The sequence below is a fragment of the Niveispirillum irakense DSM 11586 genome (genome assembly GCF_000429645.1).
Taxonomy (GTDB): Bacteria; Pseudomonadota; Alphaproteobacteria; order Azospirillales; family Azospirillaceae; genus Niveispirillum; species Niveispirillum irakense.
Genome location: NZ_AUCG01000004.1, coordinates 1 through 15,306, shown reverse-complemented (window position 1 = coordinate 15,306; position 15,306 = coordinate 1). Strand labels below are relative to the sequence as shown.

The following is a 15,306-nucleotide window of genomic DNA, read 5'->3' as shown; positions in this document are numbered from 1 at the left end:
GCCCATGACCACCATCGACAAGACCGCCCTTGCCCGCCTGGATCAGGAAGGGCGCCTGTTCAACGCCGTGCTGAAGGGCCCGACCAGCCATCCCGGCCGTTTCGGCTTCCGCGGCGATATCGCCCTGAAGTTCCAGCCGCAGATCGCCGACGAGAAGCGCCCGCCGGATTTCTCGATTGAACAGGTGCTGACGGCAGCACAGGAAGGTGAGACCACCCTGCCCGTGCTGGCCGGCTATATCCATTCCTTCGCCTATCTGGAAACGGTGGCCGAGGTGCTGGGCGGCCTGCTGCGGCCCGACGGCCGGTATTTCATCTTCTGCAATAATATCGATCTGCTGGCCAGCTACCGGGTGGTGATCGACAACATCACCTATCTGATCCTGCCCTGCGATGAATCCACCGTCTGGAAGGAGATGATGGACCTGATGGGCATCGACAAGAACGACATCAAAAAGCTGGATACGGGCGGTAAGCTGGACGTGGTTCTGGACGTGGCGGCCCGCTTTGATGCCACATATCCCTTCCTCAGCTTCGCTGACGGGGTGGCGCGCATGGAACCCGTGAAGAACCGCAACGCCAACCGGCCGGTTTGATGAAAACGGGAGGCGGAAGGGGTGCCCTCACACCCCTTCCGCCTCGCACATCAGCGCCGGCTCATCCTCTTCGGCCAGGGTCACGCCCGTCACACAGATATCGCCGTCCAGCACCGTCAGCGAAACGGGCGTCAAGGACTGGCCGCGGCAGGGACCATCGACACAGGCGCCGGTGCCCAGATCGAACAGGGCCCCATGCTTGCCGCACATCAGGCGCGTGCCGTCGGGGTCCAGGAACTGGTTGCGTTCCCAGTCCAGATGTACCCCGTCATGGGGGCAGCGATTGACATAGCCGACCACCTGCCGGCCCCAACGGACAACGATGATGGTCCAGGGCCGGGCCATCCCGTCCTCCTCCAGCCGCAGCAGATGGAAGCCCCGCGCCTTGCGGCTGGGAATGTCGTCAAGCCGGCACAGCGCATAGGCAATGTCGGAGGGCACATTCATGGCGGGACCTCCTTGGCGGATGATAGTTGGTCAAGCGGGGACACGCGGCCGGTCGGAACGGATATGGGCCAGCACCGCCTCCCCCTCCTCCGCGCCGAAGCAACTGTCGAAATCATCACATTCGGTGCAGACGGGGGCCGTGCACAGGCTGAACCCGTCTGCCCGGCAGATGGTGCGGTAAAGGTATTTCTTCCATTTCATGTCCTGGCTGTTGCGCATCGCCAGCAGGCCGAAATGCCTGCGCATCAGCTGTGATAGTTCCCCCCGGTTGCGCAGGCCCAGATCCTGCCAGAGATGGTTGGGCCGGGTGCAGCGCCGCGCGATCATCGCCGACAGGCAGCGCTGGAGCCCGGTGCCGCCATCAGCATACATCCACAGCAGGTCGCGCACCGCTCTCTCATCATCGCCCAGCGCTGCCGGCCCCGGCACCAGGGGCGCCAGGGCGGGAAAGGCATCGGGAAACAGCCGCACGATCAGACCCGCAGCCGCGTCACCGTCCAGCCCCAGCCCTTCCGGCAGGCTGGCGCCGTCGATCACGGCCTCATCCCAGGCCAGCGACAGGATGCAGGCAACGACATGCTGGTCAAACGCGTCGCAGGCCCCATCGCAGGTCCGCGCCATCAGCCAGGAATAGGCCTCGCCCGCACGCATCGCCCCCTCCTTATGCCGCCACGGGTGAATGAACCTGGCAATTGGCCGGGCAGACGCGGGCACAGGCCCGGCAGCCGATGCAGGCCCCGGCATCGGCCATTACCATCACTTTCTTCTCGATTTCCTCATCGTCGTCATCATCAAGCGCGACCAGTTCCCCTTCCTCATTCAGCCCCTTCAGTTCCATGACGCCCCGGCCGCAGACCTTGAAGCAGCGCCCGCAGCCGATGCAGCGCTTGGGATCGATGGCGATCAGGAAGTCCGGCTGCCAGGACCGGCCATCGCGGGTGAAGGGGGCAGACATCGGTGGTTCCTTTCAGGGGCTGCGGCTCAGGCGCTTTCCAAGGCTTTCAGGCGGGATCGTTTGGCTTCCAGTTCGGCAAACGCGCTATGGGTGCGCTGGGCCACGTCCAGGATGGAGGTCCAGTTGACGGGCAGTTCCTCCGACAGGTCATGCAGGTCCATCTTGGCCTGCATGGCCTTGGCCGACAGCTTCTTGATCTCGGTCTTCAAGGCATCCATGTCGCTCATGTCTTATCCTCCGGCACCGGGTCAGTAGCGGGCGACGTCGGGGAAACGCCCGATCATCTCCACGCCCTGCTGCACATATTTGGCCCCCTCCTCTGCCAGCTTGGCGAGGCTGTCGAAGCCGAAGCGGTGAACGTCGCGCAACTGCTTGTTCACCACGACCAGCCGCCCGCCGATCAGCACCATGCGGCCGAACCCTTCATGGCTCATCTTCAGCATGGGAGAGACCATCACACCGGTTCCCAGCTCGATCGACAAGGCGATGGCGTTGAAGAACAGTTCCAGCCGCCAGATCGTCTCCGGGTCGGGATCGCCCATGATTGGCAGCAGGCGGCGCTGGGCTTTGTCGATGATGTAGGGTTCCAGCAAATCCAGGTCGGATTTGCCGTCCCAGGTGCCGTGCGCATCCTGGGCACGCCAGATCTTCACCAATTGCCGGATGAAGGGCGATTGCGCGGCCGCCTGGTCGGGCGACAGTTCCATCAATTCCGTCATGGCGTCATCACTCCTCAAAATCCAGTGTCCGGGCGGTGCCCTTGCCCATGGCCTTGCGCAGCCAGGGCGGCGGCGTGCCGTTCAGCACGTCGCGCAGCTTCTCCAGCAGATCCTCTATCGGCTCTGGCTGGTTGACCTTCATCGGGTGGATATTGTTGGCCACGACGCGCGCCGCTCCCGACCCGCCGATGGCGGCGACATAGAGGATGGCGCAATCCTTGATCGCCTCGATCTTGGGCGCCAGCTTGTCCTCGTTGCCATCCTCCTGCAGGTCGCCAGCGAACTCCACCGCCTCCAGGAAGCGGTGACCCTCGGGCTGCAGGTCGTAGATGGCAATGTTGCGGGCCCAGCCGAAATGGGCATCAACCCGTTTCAGGTCCTGCGTGGCGAAGGCGATTTTCATGCGGCTTGCCCTTTCTGCTGGGCGCCATCGGCGGCGCCATCCTCTTCCGTCAGCCGCCAGCTTTCGGGCGTGGGCTGATGGTTCTGCTCGGCATCAGCGATGACGAGGTTGCTGATGGTGAAGATCAGGTCGCGGACCCCGCGATAGCCGACCGTCAACAGGTGCCCGGCCCCCAGCCGGTCGAACATGGGAATGCCGACACGGAAAAAGGGAATGCCCAGCCGCGCCGCCGCCTGGCGGCCATGGGAATGGGTAACCAGCAGGTCGCAGCCGCGTTCGCCGGCCAGCCGCTCCAGATCCTCCAGATCGCCGATCAGCACCTCCGCCGCATCGATCCCGGACAGGACAGGCGAATGGGTGGTGGTCACCGCCACGGTGATTTCGGCCCCCATCTCACGCAGCATGCCGGCGACATCGGCCAGCAGGTCGGGTTCGGCGGCAATGGCCAGCTTGCGCCCGCCGATGTGGAAATGCCCGTCCAGCATGGCGTCGACCAACTGGCCGCGCTGACGCCGGTATTTGGCCGGCACGGGCCGGCCGCTGGCCGCCGACAGGAACATGATGAATTCATCCATCGCTGCCAGCCCGCACAGGCGCGGGAACAGGCGGAACGGCACCCCTGCGCGTGTCCGCAGCGCCTCGGCCGCCGGGCGCATCTGCTCCCCGATGGCCACGGCCCAGGCGGCCTCGCCCAGCGTCGCCACCTCATCCACGCCGATGCCGCCAATGGTGGTGGGCGTGAAATCCTCCGGAATATGGCCGTCCAGCGATCTGGACAGGTCGGGCAGGAAGCTAGGCCGCAGGCCGAAATCCTCGATGATGGTCCGCAATTCCTCCAGATCGCCCGGCGTCAGGTGACAGCCCGGCAGCACGGCGATGCGGCCCGGGTCACGCACGGCACCGGGTGCCGGCACGCGCACCAGCACTTCCACCATGCGCGTCACCGCCTTGGTCCAGCCATCCTGGAACGCATCCTTGAAATCGGGCGTGGAGACATAGACCAGCGGCAGGCTAGCCAGCTCCGGGTGGCGCTCACGGAACAGCTGGATATAGCCTTCGACATCATCACCCTTGGTCTCAGTGACGCCGGTCGAACAGATGCCGATGATTTCCGGCTTGGTGCGCTTGTGGATATTGAGAATGGCCTGCTCGACATTCTCATAGCCGCCCAGCACCGTGGCCACCTCGCTCATAGCCGTGGTCTGCAGCGGGATCGCCTCCTTGAAATGGCGGACGAACAGGACCAGTCCGAAAGAGGTGCAGCCCTGCGAACCATGCAGCAGCGGCATGGCCCCGCGCAAGCCCATGAAGGCCAGTGCCGCCCCGATGGGCTGGCTCATCTTCAGCGGGTTGACCGTGCAGGCCTTTTTGACATGGGTAACCTTGGCCATGGCCCCTACTCCGCCGCCAATTGGGGGGCGACAACTTCCGCCAGGGCGCGGGCCTGCCAATTGTCTGCCGGGTCATCCCAGGGGGCGGGCCGGCGCACCTGTTCCCAGACAGGGTTGAACAGGGTCTTGGCGATCTCCCGCAGCAGATCGACCATGCCGACATACCCCATATAGGCGTGGTGGCGTTCCTGGTTGATGTCCAGCCAGGGCATGGCCGCCTTCAGCGCCACAAACTGCGACCGCCCGCCCGACAGCATGATGTCGGCCTTGGCGTCCTTCAACATGCGGTACATCTCGCGCGGGGTCATGTCCTCGATCATGTGGGCGTCTTCGCCCATCAGTTCCTTGATGCGTTCCTTGTCTTCCTTGGTGGATTTCTTGACACTGGTGCCGGCAATCTCCAGACCCGCCTCCTGCAGGGCCGCCACCACCGACCAGGATTTCACGCCCCCGGTGATCAGCAGCACCCGCTTGCCGGCAAACCGGGGCTTGAAGGGGGCAATGCTGGCCCAGGCCTTGGCCTCCTCCCGCGCGATCAGCGCCTCTGTGCGGTCCAGCAGTTCGGCCGGCGCCCCGCGCGATACCAGCAGCCGCGCGATCTCGCGCAGGCTGTCGCTGGTGTCGCCGATACCGTAGAAAGAACCCTCGAAGAAGGGGATGCCATAGCGTTCCTCCATCTTGCGGGCGACATTGATCATGGCCTTGGAACAGACCATCATTGCCGCCTTGGCCCGATGCGACTGCGCAACCTCCCTGTAGCGCCCGTCGCCGGAGATACAGGACAGGACGCGGATGCCCAGCGCATCCAACAGCGGCTTCACCTGCCACAGTTCGCCGGACAGGTTATATTCGCCGATGATGTTGATGTCGTAGGGCGTGGTGTAGTCCGGCTCCACCGTGCCGATCACATGGTCCAGCAGGGCTTCGCCGGCCAGCTTGTTGCCCAGGTTCTTCGGGCCGACAAAGCCGGGGGCGTTGATGGGAATGACGGGCTTGCCGAACTTCGCTGACGCGGCCTTGGCCACGGCATTGATGTCATCGCCGGTCATGGCCGGGATACAGGTCTGATAGACGAAGACGGCCGGCGGGTCGTATTTCTCGATGATCTCGCGGATGGCCTTGTAAAGCCGCTTTTCCCCGCCGAAGACGATATCCGTCTCGTTGATGTCGGTGGTAAAGCCCGTGCGCCACAGGCTGGGGCCCGACGATTTGGCCCCGCGATTGTCCCAGGAATTGCCCTCGCACGCGATCGGCCCATGGACAAGATGGGCAACATCGGTCAGGGGCTGCAGGGCGATCTTGGCCCCGTCAAAAGCACAGCCCCCCGCCGCCCCGCCAGGTTGAAGCTGCTTGGTGCAGCCCTTCTTGCGTTCCTTCTCCGACTTGGCCGCGTTCTTGCCGCAGGCCGGTTCGTTGAACACTTCCTGGATCGTGGCGGACAGGGTGGTCATGCCGGTTCTCCTGGCGGTCGCTTGGATGGTGAGCGGCGTCCCCTGAATGAGGACGCCGCAACGCGCGGGAGACGGGATCAGCGGATGATGTCGAAGCTGTAATCGCTCTTCGACGGGATGTTGGTGTTGGCATCGAACGTGTCGAAAATCTTGTCCAGGATGCGCACCAGCACGTTCAGGCCACCCTGATAGCCCCAGACGGGATAGCGGTGGTGGTGGTGCCGGTCGAAGATCGGGAAGCCGATGCGGATCAGCGGCGTGCCCGTGTCACGCTCCAGATATTTACCGTAGGTATTGCCGATCAGGTAATCCACCGGCTCGGTGAACAGCAGCGACCGCATGTGCCACAGGTCGCGGCCCGGATAGGCCTTGCAGTTCTTCCCAAACGGCGAGCTGTCGAACAGTTCCTGCATCTTCGCCGCCCAACCCTTGCTGCCATTGGTGGCCAGGACATGCGTCGGCTCCGCGCCCAGTTCCAGCAGGAATGCGGCCAACCCCAGGCAAAGGTCGGGATCGCCATACAGGGCGAACTTCTTGCCATGGATGTGGGAGCTGCTGTCCGCGATAGCATCGACCAGACGGCCGCGCTCGCGCGCCAGCGCATCGGGGATTTCGGTGCCGGTCAGACGGGCCACTTCCATCAGGAAACGGTCGGTGCCCGCCACACCGACCGGGTGATTGAAGGAAACCGTCTCATGGCCATGACCGGCGATGAAGGGCAGCGTCTTCTCGGTGCAATATTCCTGCATGGAGAGGGTTGCCTTGGCATGGACGGCGGCGGCCGCATCCTCCAGCGTCGTGCCGCCGTCATACATGCGGAACTCGCCATCCGTCGGCGTATCCCAGACATCGCTATTATCGCCCAGGATGGTGTATTCCACGCCCATCAGGTCGAAGATGCGCTTGATCTCGCGGATATTGCCGACAGTGTAGCCGTCAAAGCCGCCGATGAAGTTGATCTTGCCATTGGGCTGGCGTTCCACCTTGGGTGCCGTACCGGCCTTGCCATCCCAGAAATGTTCCAGAATGCCCTTCAACGCATTGTCATAGCCCGTGACATGGCTGCCGACAAAGGCCGGTGTATGGGCGAACGGCACGTCGAACGCCTCGGGTACGGAGCCCTTTTCCTTGGCCGTCTTGATAAAGGCGTTCAGGTCGTCGCCGATCACTTCTGCCATGCAGGTGGTGGAAACGGCGATCATCTTGGGCTTGTACATGGAATAGGTATTGGCCAGCCCGTCGATCATGTTGTTCAGGCCGCCGAACACCGCCGCATCCTCCGTCATGGAAGAGGAAACGCAGGAGGTCGGTTCCTTGAAATGACGGGAGAAATGGCTGCGGTAATAGGCAACGCAGCCCTGCGATCCATGGACAAAGGGCAGCGTGCCCTCGAACCCCACCGCGGCGAACACGGCACCCAGCGGCTGGCAGGCCTTGGCCGGATTGATGGTCAGCGCCTCGCGGGCGAAGTTCTTTTCCTGATATTCGGCCGTCTTGGCCCATTCCCGCACCCGCTCCACCTCGGCGGGATCGCGCCGGTTCTCGAACAGCTCGCGCTTGTTGGCCAGCATGCTCTGATATTCCGGACCACGGAACAGCTCGAAATGGTCGAGCACATTTTCTGCACTCTGCGTCATGATCTTGAACCCTTCCAAGGGATTATCCGGGACCGTCCCGTCGCCCTGCAAAGAGGCGCCGGGACGGGGCGGAGGCCGCTTACTCGGCGGCCATCAGGTGGGGTTTCGGCTTGGCCTTCCAGGGCGTCTCGGCCATCTTCCAGACCGGGGCATTGATGGCCATGTCCATGTCCCGGGCGAAGATGGCGAAGCCGTCATAGCCGTGATAGGGGCCGGAATAATCCCAGGAATGCATCTGGCGGAACGGCACGCCCATCTTCTGGAAGACGTACTTCTCCTTGATGCCGGACCCGACCAGATCGGGCTGGACCTTCTCAACGAACTTCTCGAACTCGTATCCGGTCACGTCGTCATAGATCAGCGTGCCGTCTTTCACATAATGCTGGGCTGTGCGCTGATAATCATCGTTATGGCCGAACTCATAGCCGGTACCGACCACCTCCATGCCCAGATCTTCATAGGCACCGATGACGTGGCGGGGGCGCAGGCCGCCCACGAACAGCATCACCGTCTTGCCTTCCAGGCGCGGCCGATACTTGGCGATGACATCGTCGACCAGGGCCTGGTACTTGGCGATGACGCGCTCGGCCCCTTCCTTGATCTTGTCGTCGAAATAGCTGGCAATCTTGCGCAGCGATTCCGCGATCTTGCTGGGGCCGAAGAAATTATATTCGCACCAGGGGATGCCGTACTTCTCCTCCATATGGCGGGAGATGTAGTTCATCGACCGGTAGCAGTGCAGCACGTTCAGCTTGGCCTTGGGCGTGGCCTCCAGCTCGGCCAGCGTGCCGTCGCCCGACCATTGCGCGATGACGCGCAGGCCCATTTCTTCCAGCAGGATACGCGACGACCAGGCATCGCCGCCGATATTATAGTCGCCGATGATGGCGACGTCATAGGGCGTGGCCTCGAACCCGGCCGGTGCGTCCTTGCCCTCGGCCTTGTCGAACACCCAGTCGCGGATGGCGTCGTTGGCGATATGGTGGCCCAGCGACTGCGACACGCCGCGGAAGCCCTCGCAGCGCACGGGCACGATGGTCTTGCCCTCATATTCCTTGGACTTCACCTTCGACACCGCCTCGATATCGTCGCCGATCAGGCCGATCGGGCATTCCGACTGGATGGAGATGCCGTTATTCAGCGGGAACAGGTCCTGGATTTCGTCGATGATCTTGGCCAGCTTCTTGTCGCCGCCGAAGACGATATCCTTTTCCTGGAAGTCGGAGGTGAACTGCATGGTCACAAACGTGTCGATGCCCGTCGTGCCGATATAATAGTTACGCCGCGCCGCCCAGGAATATTGGCCACAGCCGACGGGGCCATGGCTGATATGGATCATGTCCTTGATCGGCCCCCAGACCACCCCCTTGGACCCGGCATAGGCGCAGCCACGAATGGTCATGACGCCGGGAATGGATTTCAGGTTCGATTTGACCCCGCAATCGGACTTGCCGGCCTCATGCACATTCAGGTGTTTGGCGCGGCGCTTCGCGGTCTTCTCCGGGTAAACCTGCAAGACCTCGTTGATCAGCTCCTTGTTGCGGGCCTTGATCTCCGCAACATTCTGCGTTTCAGACATGCTCATGTGACTGCCCTCATGTTACCCGGGAAGGGAGGGTCCGGCGGGATAGCCCAGCCGGACCCGGGTTCCGCCGATCAGGCCAGTTCGAGCTGGGCCGCGGTCTTACCGACCTGGCTCTCGTCGATGGTCTTGATCACCCCATGCTCCATCAGCATGTCCTCAAGCTCGTCCATGGTGATGGGGGTGGGGATGACGCCATTGCCGGCATTGTTGTGGATGCGCCGGGCCAGTTCCCGGTAATGGTTGGCCTGATCGGATTCCGGCGCATATTCCAGCACCGTCATGCGACGCAGTTCGGCGTGCTGCACGATATTGTCGCGCGGCACGAAATAGATCAGTTGCGTGCCCAGCTTCTTGGCCAGGTTTTCCGCCAGCTCCAATTCCTTGTCGGTCTGGCGCTCGTTGCAGATCAGGCCACCCAGGCGCACACCGCCGGACATGGCATATTTCAAGATGCCCTTGGATATGTTGTTGGCCGCGTACATGGCCATCATCTCGCCGGACATGACGATATAGATCTCCTGCGCCTTGTTCTCGCGGATGGGCATGGCGAAGCCGCCGCACACCACATCGCCCAGCACGTCGTAGGAGACATAGTCGATATCCTCATAAGCGCCGTTCTCCTCCAGGAAGTTGATGGAGGTGATGACGCCGCGGCCGGCGCAGCCCACGCCCGGCTCCGGACCGCCGGATTCCACACAGCGTATGTCCTGGTAGCCGACCTTCATCACGTCCTCGATCTCCAGATCTTCGACGCTGCCGGCGGCGGCGGCGAGGGAGAGGATGGTGTCCTGGGCCTTGGCGTGCAGGATCAGGCGCGTGCTGTCCGCCTTGGGGTCGCAACCGACGATCAGGATGCGGTGCCCCATCTCGGCCAGGGCCGCCAGGGTGTTCTGGGAGGTGGTGGACTTGCCGATGCCACCCTTGCCGTAAAAAGCGATCTGTCGCAGAGCCGACATTGAGAGTTCTCCTTGAACCGATAGTTAAGCCGATTGCCAATGCCGCCCCGGCATCCGCCGGAACGATCCTCGTTCGCAGAAGTTGGCTCAGCGGATGTCGGGAAGGAGCACATCGCTCGACAGCGCGTAGGCGTGTACTCAGCCCTCACTAGCCGATGCGGAATGGAGCAACTGGCGTGCCAACTGGCCAAAAATTCTCAAAATATTGATTTTGTTCACTATATTAAGAATAAACCCCATCCGACAAAGATGTGTCGAACCCGACAGCCAATGTCAGCCTGTCGCAAACGGAACAAGCCGTCGCGTACCTCCGTCACGGCAAATCAAGGTTTCCCGTGTCCCACGCGCGCGGAACGGAATTTGCTTAAGTGTCAACGATATCAACCAATGTCCCATGACGGGAACGGGGTCGGAGGACAAGGCAATGCAAATTGGCGTGGAAACAACCAAAGCCGTGGATCAGCGACGGGTCTTTGTCGTGGACGCGGACGAGGTCACCCGAGCGGCCTTGCAGTTCATGCTGCATGACGAAATCGAGACTCATGAACTGTCCACACCGGAAGAAGCTTATGCCAAGGGGATCGATTGGTTGCGTCCCGATTTGGTGCTGCTGGGTGCATCCTTCATCGCGACACGTGGCGCGGGCTTGGTTGGGGAATTCCAGCAGGCCTTTCCCGGCGTCAGGTTGCTGATCACCTGTGCCCCATCGGAGGAAGCAGAAGTGGTCAAGGCGCTTGCCCCCGACATCCATGGAGTGCTGCTAAAGCCGCTGACGCTGGAGGCCGTCCGGCGCAAGGTCGACACGGTTCTCTGCCGGTGCGGGGCGGCGCCGCTGATCCCACTTGGCATGGTCAGCGCATTCCCCATCATGCGACCTGAAAGGACCGGTTCATAAATGATAGGCCCGTTTCAACGACCGTTCGTTCCCGCGAAAAGTAAGCGTCGGCATGTCAATCAGCATTGAATTTTGAGTCTGTATAGGCGTCAAAAGTTGACCCGTAGGGTGAGTTCATCGACTTGTCCCTCTAATCGGGTCGGATGTCATGCGGAGCGGCAGGACTTCAGCCCCAGCTGCCGCTAGGCTAGGCAGAAGCCGAACAGGCCAGTCCCCAACATAATCAACGCAACGATAATGTCCGCAATCATGGCTGCACCGGCCGGGATGAAACCGAGGATCAAGGCCAAAGCCAGCCCTAGGGTCCAGACTTAATCAGGTCCAGTACGCCACGATGGTTGCAATGGCGAGTGTGGATAAGAAATTTCTGGCGCGCTTGTCGTATCGGGTGGCGACGCGGCGGAAATCCTTGAGGCGGCAGAAGACGGCCTCGACCATCCATCGGAACTTGTACCGGACCTTGTCGAAGCGGATGGGCTTCTTGCGTGACTTTCTGCCGGGAATGACCGGCTTTGCGCCCTTTTCCCTGATTTTGGCCAGCAGTTTGTCGCTGTCATATCCCTTGTCAGCCAGGACGTAGCGGCAATCCTTGGTCTCGGCCTGGGTAATCCCGGATTTGTCACCGGCGGTCGGCATTTTTCCGGATTTATGTTTGATAACAAGTAATTACCATTATTTTGGAGCGGTTAATAATTTACAGGGTTTTTTTCGGGATGCGGTTTACGGATCATGGTCGGCGGGTGGTCATGGGGGCGTTTGACGGGGGAGAAATCACCTCGGATGCGGGCGGGCTGCTGTTGCGTGAGGCGGCCGGTCGGCTGAATTTGTTTGAGCGGATGGCGGCCTGCTTTGAGGACCGGCGCAACCGTAAGCAGGTGACGCATCCGCTGCCCGATCTGCTGGCTCCGCGGGTCATCGCCATGGCGCTGGGGTACGAGGACCTCAACGATCACGACCGGATGCGCAACGATCCGCTGTTGAAGGTAACAGCGGCGGCCAGGTGCCGGGTGGCGCGCCGCTGCCGGCGCTGGCCGGGAGTTCGACGCTGGGTCGGCTGGAGCGGCGTTTCGAGGAGGCCGACCGGCGTTATCACAAATTCACCGTTCAGCCGTCGCGTCCGCAGGATCTATATGTCGAGCTGTTCACCGGTAGTTATGCGACAACGCCGGAGCAGATCATCCTGGATATCGACGCGATGGATATTGAAACGCATGGGCATCAGCGGGGCAGCTTCTTCCACGGTTATTATGAGCATCGCTGCTTTTTGCCGCTTTTATATTTACTGTGGCCCGCATCTGCTGCTCTCCAAACTGCGCCCCGGCAATGTGGACGGTGCCGAAGGGGCCAAGGCAACCATCAAGCGGGTTGTGGGCAACATCCGCCGCCACTGGCCCCAGGTGAGCATCCTGGTGCGCGGGGATTCCGGGTTCGCGCGCGCGAACCTGATGAACTGGTGCGAGGCCAACGGTGTCGATTATATTTTCGGCCTGCCGCACAACGACTATCTCCTGCATAAGGCCCGCAAGATCCGCTCACGCGCGGCGATGGCATTCCTGGCCACGGGCGAAACGGCGGAACTCTTCGGGAATTTCCATCACCAGACCCGCTCGGGCAACTGGGCCCGGCCCCGCCACGTCATCGCCAAGGTGCTGCACCGGTCTGAGAAGGAACAAAGCTGCCGGTTTCTGGTCACCTCCCTGGACTGGAACGCGCTTGCCGTCATCGATTCCATGGCCCAAGCCCGCGACAGGGCGGAAAGCCAAGGGGACAAGCCGCCACGCGACCGGCTGGCCTAGACGATCTACACGGCGCTGTACTGCCCGCGCGGCGATATGGAGAACCGGATCAAGGACTGCCAGCTCGATCTTTTCGGATACCGGGCATCGGCCCATGCCTTCAAGACCAACCAGACCCGGCTGATCCTGGCCGGCTTCGCCTATGTGCTGATGACGCAATTGCGGCTGATGGCGTTGCAAGCCACCGACCTGGCCCAAGGCCGCCCCCCATACCATCCGGCAGAAGCTGCTGAAAATCGGTGCCCGGGTGGTCACCTCGGTACGGCGGATCCGGATTTCCATGCCCGACGCCTGCCCTGTCCAGCACATCTTCTTCACCGCCTGGCGCGCCCTGGCCTCACCCTGACTCCCTCTGCTTCCAGCGAGCGAAAACTGACCGCCTGATCGAAGGGCCCGATCGAAGGGAATGATGAGGCACGCCCGCTCGCAACAAGATTTACACCCTTTGGCTGCCATTCGGCGCGATTATGTCGAGGCTGGATTTCGTCCCGGTTCTGCGCGAAGCCCTGAGCCGAAAAATCGAACCCCCAACCCGGCGCCGGAGGCCAAATGCGACCGATCTCTCCGGCAAAAAAATTTCCGTGATGAATCCGGGTATATGGTAGCTAGGCGATGTTTTGGGGTGGGTTTTCCGGACAGCAAAAACCCCAGCAAGCTTTTGCTCTTGGTAAGCGTCCGGCGTAGGCCCATTCAGGCATTTGCCTTCCAGTTCCAGGGCAGGAGGTCGGCGATGGCCTTTGCGGGATGGTCGTGGATGCGGGCGAGGACGTCGGCGAGCCAGGCTTGAGGGTCGACGTCGTTGAGCTTTGCGGTCTCGATGAGGGTGTAGATGGCGGCGGCCCTGTCGCCGCCGGCATCGGAGCCGCAGAAGGTCCAATTCCGGCGTCCGACGGCGATGCCGCGCAGGGCGCGTTCGGCGGCATTGTTCGACATGCAGATGCGCCCATCCTCCAGGAACCGGGTCATGGCGCCCCAACGTTTCAAGGCATAGTCCATGGCCTTGGCAGGATCCGACTTGGGCGACAGGCGGGCACATGCGTGGCGCAGCCATTGCTTCAGATCGTCGATCAGGGGCCGGCTTTTCTCCCGGCGGGTTTCGGCACGTTCCGCGATGGCGAGGCCGTTGATGGTACGTTCGATGGCGAACAACGCGTCGATGCGCGTCACGGCCTCGGCTGCCAGGGGCGACTTGCCGTCCTTGGCCAGGTCAAAGAACCGGCGACGGACATGGCTCCAGCATCCGGCCTCCTGGAGGGGGCCGGGCTTGCGGGCAGGGTCGTAGAGGCCGGCATAGCCGCTGTAGGCGTCGGCCTGGAATATTCCGGCCCAGCCGGCCAGGTGGCGCTGCGGATGTTCGCCGGCACGGGTGCGGGCATAATGGTAGAGGGCGGCGGGAGGATCGCTGCCGCCGAACGGCCGATCATCCCGCACATACACCCATAGCCGGCCGGTGGCGGATTTCCCCTTGGCCAGGACCGGTACCGGGGTGTCATCGCCATGGAGGCGGCCAGCATCCAGAACATGGGACTGTATCGCCGCCACCAGCGGGGCCAGGGTTGCCGCCGCCGCTCCAACCCAGTCGGCCAGGGTGGAGACGTCCAGGTCGATCCCTTCACGGGCATAGGCGGCACTCTGCCGGTGCAGCGGCAGGTGCTGGGCATATTTCCCGGCCAGCACCATGGCCAGCAGGTTGGGGCCGGCCCGCCCACGCCGGATCGGATGGGAGGGGGCCGGCGTCTGGCTCACCGCCTCGCAGGACCGGCAGGCGAACTTCTCCCGGACATGCTGCACCACCTTCCAGCGGCGGGGTTCGCACTCCAGGCTCTCCAGCACATCCTCGCCGATCTTGCGCAAGGCGCTGCCGCCGCAGCGGTCGCAAACACAAGGCCCCGGATGCACGATCCGCTCCCGTGGCAGCGCCTCGGGCAGCGGCCGCCGGGCCGGCTTGCGCGGCGTGACGGCAAGGGCGGGAATGGGTGTGGCGAGTTCGCCGGCCACCTCGTTCTCGGTGCTGGTCTCCTCCAACTCCTCCAGTTGCAGTTCCAACTGCTCCACCAGCAGCCGGCCCCGCTCGGAGGATTGGCCGTAAAGCTCCCGCCGGGCCTTGGCCAGGGCCAAACGCAGCCGTTCAATCTCGATCGCCCGTTCACCGGCTGAACCGCGCCGGGATTGTCGGCGGCTCCAACTCCTGAGAGGATGGGGCTACGATGAGCAAGACAACGAACAAGTTTTCAGTTGAGGTGCGCGAGCGGGCTGTTCGGCTGGTGGTGGATCACGAGAAGGATCATCCGTCGCGATGGGCAGCGGTGTCGTCCGTGGCGTCCAAGATCGGCTGTTCGGCGCATACGCTGAATGAGTGGGTCAAGAAAGCGGAGGTGGAAAGCGGCAGCCGTGCCGGCGTTCCGCTGGATGTGCTGGAGAAACTGAAGGCGCAGGAACGGGAGATCCGGGAGTTGCGCCAGGCGAATGAAATCCT

15 protein-coding genes and 4 pseudogenes are annotated in these 15,306 nt (G+C 62.6%); 6 read left to right on the top strand and 13 right to left on the bottom strand.

Translation table 11 applies throughout. The annotated features are described in order from the left end of the window. Positions 1-4 precede the first annotated feature (4 nt). Complete coding sequence (locus G473_RS0102100) at positions 5-595, top strand: hypothetical protein (protein WP_029011743.1); 591 nt, start codon at positions 5-7, stop codon at positions 593-595. 27 nt (positions 596-622) lie between these two features. On the opposite strand, the gene G473_RS0102095 is transcribed toward G473_RS0102100, so the two are convergent. The 11 genes from G473_RS0102095 to nifH form a co-directional block, all read right to left on the bottom strand. Beyond that, positions 623-1,042, bottom strand: a complete 420-nt coding sequence (locus G473_RS0102095) for a Rieske (2Fe-2S) protein (RefSeq protein ID WP_210163205.1) — start codon at positions 1,040-1,042, stop codon at positions 623-625. 30 nt (positions 1,043-1,072) lie between these two features. After that, the gene (locus G473_RS0102090; protein ID WP_029011741.1) at positions 1,073-1,693 is read right to left on the bottom strand and encodes a nitrogen fixation protein NifQ; all 621 of its coding nucleotides are present in this window, start codon (positions 1,691-1,693) and stop codon (positions 1,073-1,075) included. 10 nt (positions 1,694-1,703) lie between these two features. Further along, positions 1,704-1,997: a ferredoxin III, nif-specific gene (gene fdxB, locus G473_RS0102085; protein WP_029011740.1), complete on the bottom strand. Its 294-nt coding sequence runs from the start codon at positions 1,995-1,997 to the stop codon at positions 1,704-1,706. 26 nt (positions 1,998-2,023) lie between these two features. Then, positions 2,024-2,224: a CCE_0567 family metalloprotein gene (locus G473_RS0102080; RefSeq protein WP_029011739.1), complete on the bottom strand. Its 201-nt coding sequence runs from the start codon at positions 2,222-2,224 to the stop codon at positions 2,024-2,026. A gap of 21 nt (positions 2,225-2,245) precedes the next feature. Beyond that, on the bottom strand, positions 2,246-2,716 hold the full coding sequence (locus G473_RS0102075; RefSeq protein WP_029011738.1) for a NifX-associated nitrogen fixation protein: 471 nt from the start codon (positions 2,714-2,716) through the stop codon (positions 2,246-2,248). Positions 2,717-2,723: 7 nt separating this feature from the next. Continuing rightward, the gene (nifX, locus tag G473_RS0102070; protein ID WP_029011737.1) at positions 2,724-3,119 is read right to left on the bottom strand and encodes a nitrogen fixation protein NifX; all 396 of its coding nucleotides are present in this window, start codon (positions 3,117-3,119) and stop codon (positions 2,724-2,726) included. Then, positions 3,116-4,510, bottom strand: coding sequence for a nitrogenase iron-molybdenum cofactor biosynthesis protein NifN (nifN, locus tag G473_RS0102065; protein ID WP_029011736.1), 1,395 nt, complete (start codon positions 4,508-4,510; stop codon positions 3,116-3,118). Before nifN ends, nifX begins: the two co-directional genes overlap by 4 nt. Before the next feature lie 5 nt (positions 4,511-4,515). Then, the gene (gene nifE / locus G473_RS24605; RefSeq protein ID WP_035705085.1) at positions 4,516-5,961 is read right to left on the bottom strand and encodes a nitrogenase iron-molybdenum cofactor biosynthesis protein NifE; all 1,446 of its coding nucleotides are present in this window, start codon (positions 5,959-5,961) and stop codon (positions 4,516-4,518) included. 77 nt (positions 5,962-6,038) lie between these two features. Further along, a complete protein-coding gene (nifK, locus tag G473_RS0102055) occupies positions 6,039-7,598 on the bottom strand; it encodes a nitrogenase molybdenum-iron protein subunit beta (protein ID WP_029011735.1) in 1,560 nt (519 codons plus the stop codon). A gap of 79 nt (positions 7,599-7,677) precedes the next feature. After that, the gene (nifD, locus tag G473_RS0102050) at positions 7,678-9,183 is read right to left on the bottom strand and encodes a nitrogenase molybdenum-iron protein alpha chain (RefSeq protein ID WP_029011734.1); all 1,506 of its coding nucleotides are present in this window, start codon (positions 9,181-9,183) and stop codon (positions 7,678-7,680) included. A gap of 71 nt (positions 9,184-9,254) precedes the next feature. Next, positions 9,255-10,139 carry a nitrogenase iron protein gene (gene nifH / locus G473_RS0102045; protein ID WP_029011733.1) on the bottom strand — a complete coding sequence of 295 codons (885 nt, stop codon included), beginning with the start codon at positions 10,137-10,139 and terminating at the stop codon, positions 9,255-9,257. A gap of 424 nt (positions 10,140-10,563) precedes the next feature. On the opposite strand from nifH, the gene G473_RS24600 reads away from it, so the two are divergent. Continuing rightward, entirely contained in the window at positions 10,564-11,034 is a 471-nt protein-coding gene (locus G473_RS24600; RefSeq protein WP_051329793.1) for a response regulator, read from the top strand. A 315-nt stretch (positions 11,035-11,349) separates the two neighbouring features. Here G473_RS24600 and G473_RS0102030 read toward each other — a convergent pair whose 3' ends face one another. After that, positions 11,350-11,670 carry an IS5/IS1182 family transposase gene (locus G473_RS0102030; RefSeq protein ID WP_051329792.1) on the bottom strand — a complete coding sequence of 107 codons (321 nt, stop codon included), beginning with the start codon at positions 11,668-11,670 and terminating at the stop codon, positions 11,350-11,352. Positions 11,671-11,747: 77 nt separating this feature from the next. Between G473_RS0102030 and G473_RS31170 the strand changes: the two are divergent. The 3 pseudogenes from G473_RS31170 to G473_RS31160 form a co-directional block, all read left to right on the top strand. After that, a pseudogene (locus tag G473_RS31170) lies at positions 11,748-12,014 on the top strand (transposase); the annotation flags it as partial. A gap of 20 nt (positions 12,015-12,034) precedes the next feature. Next, a pseudogene (locus G473_RS31165) lies at positions 12,035-12,250 on the top strand (hypothetical protein); the annotation flags it as partial. Then, a pseudogene (locus tag G473_RS31160) lies at positions 12,165-13,214 on the top strand (transposase). The pseudogenes G473_RS31165 and G473_RS31160, both read left to right, overlap by 86 nt. 306 nt (positions 13,215-13,520) lie before the next feature. On the opposite strand, the pseudogene tnpC reads toward G473_RS31160, so the two are convergent. Then, positions 13,521-14,963, bottom strand: a pseudogene (tnpC, locus tag G473_RS24590) (IS66 family transposase); the annotation flags it as partial. 74 nt (positions 14,964-15,037) lie between these two features. On the opposite strand from tnpC, the gene G473_RS0102015 reads away from it, so the two are divergent. Then, on the top strand, positions 15,038-15,306 hold a 269-nt coding region (locus G473_RS0102015; RefSeq protein ID WP_029011731.1), incomplete at its 3' end, for a transposase.

Bases quoted from the DNA above. Each gene is read 5' to 3' on its own strand.
- G473_RS0102100 (WP_029011743.1), top strand. From the start codon at position 5: ATGACCACCATCGACAAGACCGCCCTTGCCCGCCTGGATCAGGAAGGG.
- G473_RS0102095 (WP_210163205.1), bottom strand. From the start codon at position 1,042: ATGAATGTGCCCTCCGACATTGCCTATGCGCTGTGCCGGCTTGACGAC.
- G473_RS0102090 (WP_029011741.1), bottom strand. From the start codon at position 1,693: ATGCGTGCGGGCGAGGCCTATTCCTGGCTGATGGCGCGGACCTGCGAT.
- fdxB (WP_029011740.1), bottom strand. From the start codon at position 1,997: ATGTCTGCCCCCTTCACCCGCGATGGCCGGTCCTGGCAGCCGGACTTC.
- G473_RS0102080 (WP_029011739.1), bottom strand. From the start codon at position 2,224: ATGAGCGACATGGATGCCTTGAAGACCGAGATCAAGAAGCTGTCGGCC.
- G473_RS0102075 (WP_029011738.1), bottom strand. From the start codon at position 2,716: ATGACGGAATTGATGGAACTGTCGCCCGACCAGGCGGCCGCGCAATCG.
- nifX (WP_029011737.1), bottom strand. From the start codon at position 3,119: ATGAAAATCGCCTTCGCCACGCAGGACCTGAAACGGGTTGATGCCCAT.
- nifN (WP_029011736.1), bottom strand. From the start codon at position 4,510: ATGGCCAAGGTTACCCATGTCAAAAAGGCCTGCACGGTCAACCCGCTG.
- nifE (WP_035705085.1), bottom strand. From the start codon at position 5,961: ATGACCACCCTGTCCGCCACGATCCAGGAAGTGTTCAACGAACCGGCC.
- nifK (WP_029011735.1), bottom strand. From the start codon at position 7,598: ATGACGCAGAGTGCAGAAAATGTGCTCGACCATTTCGAGCTGTTCCGT.
- nifD (WP_029011734.1), bottom strand. From the start codon at position 9,183: ATGAGCATGTCTGAAACGCAGAATGTTGCGGAGATCAAGGCCCGCAAC.
- nifH (WP_029011733.1), bottom strand. From the start codon at position 10,139: ATGTCGGCTCTGCGACAGATCGCTTTTTACGGCAAGGGTGGCATCGGC.
- G473_RS24600 (WP_051329793.1), top strand. From the start codon at position 10,564: ATGCAAATTGGCGTGGAAACAACCAAAGCCGTGGATCAGCGACGGGTC.
- G473_RS0102030 (WP_051329792.1), bottom strand. From the start codon at position 11,670: ATGCCGACCGCCGGTGACAAATCCGGGATTACCCAGGCCGAGACCAAG.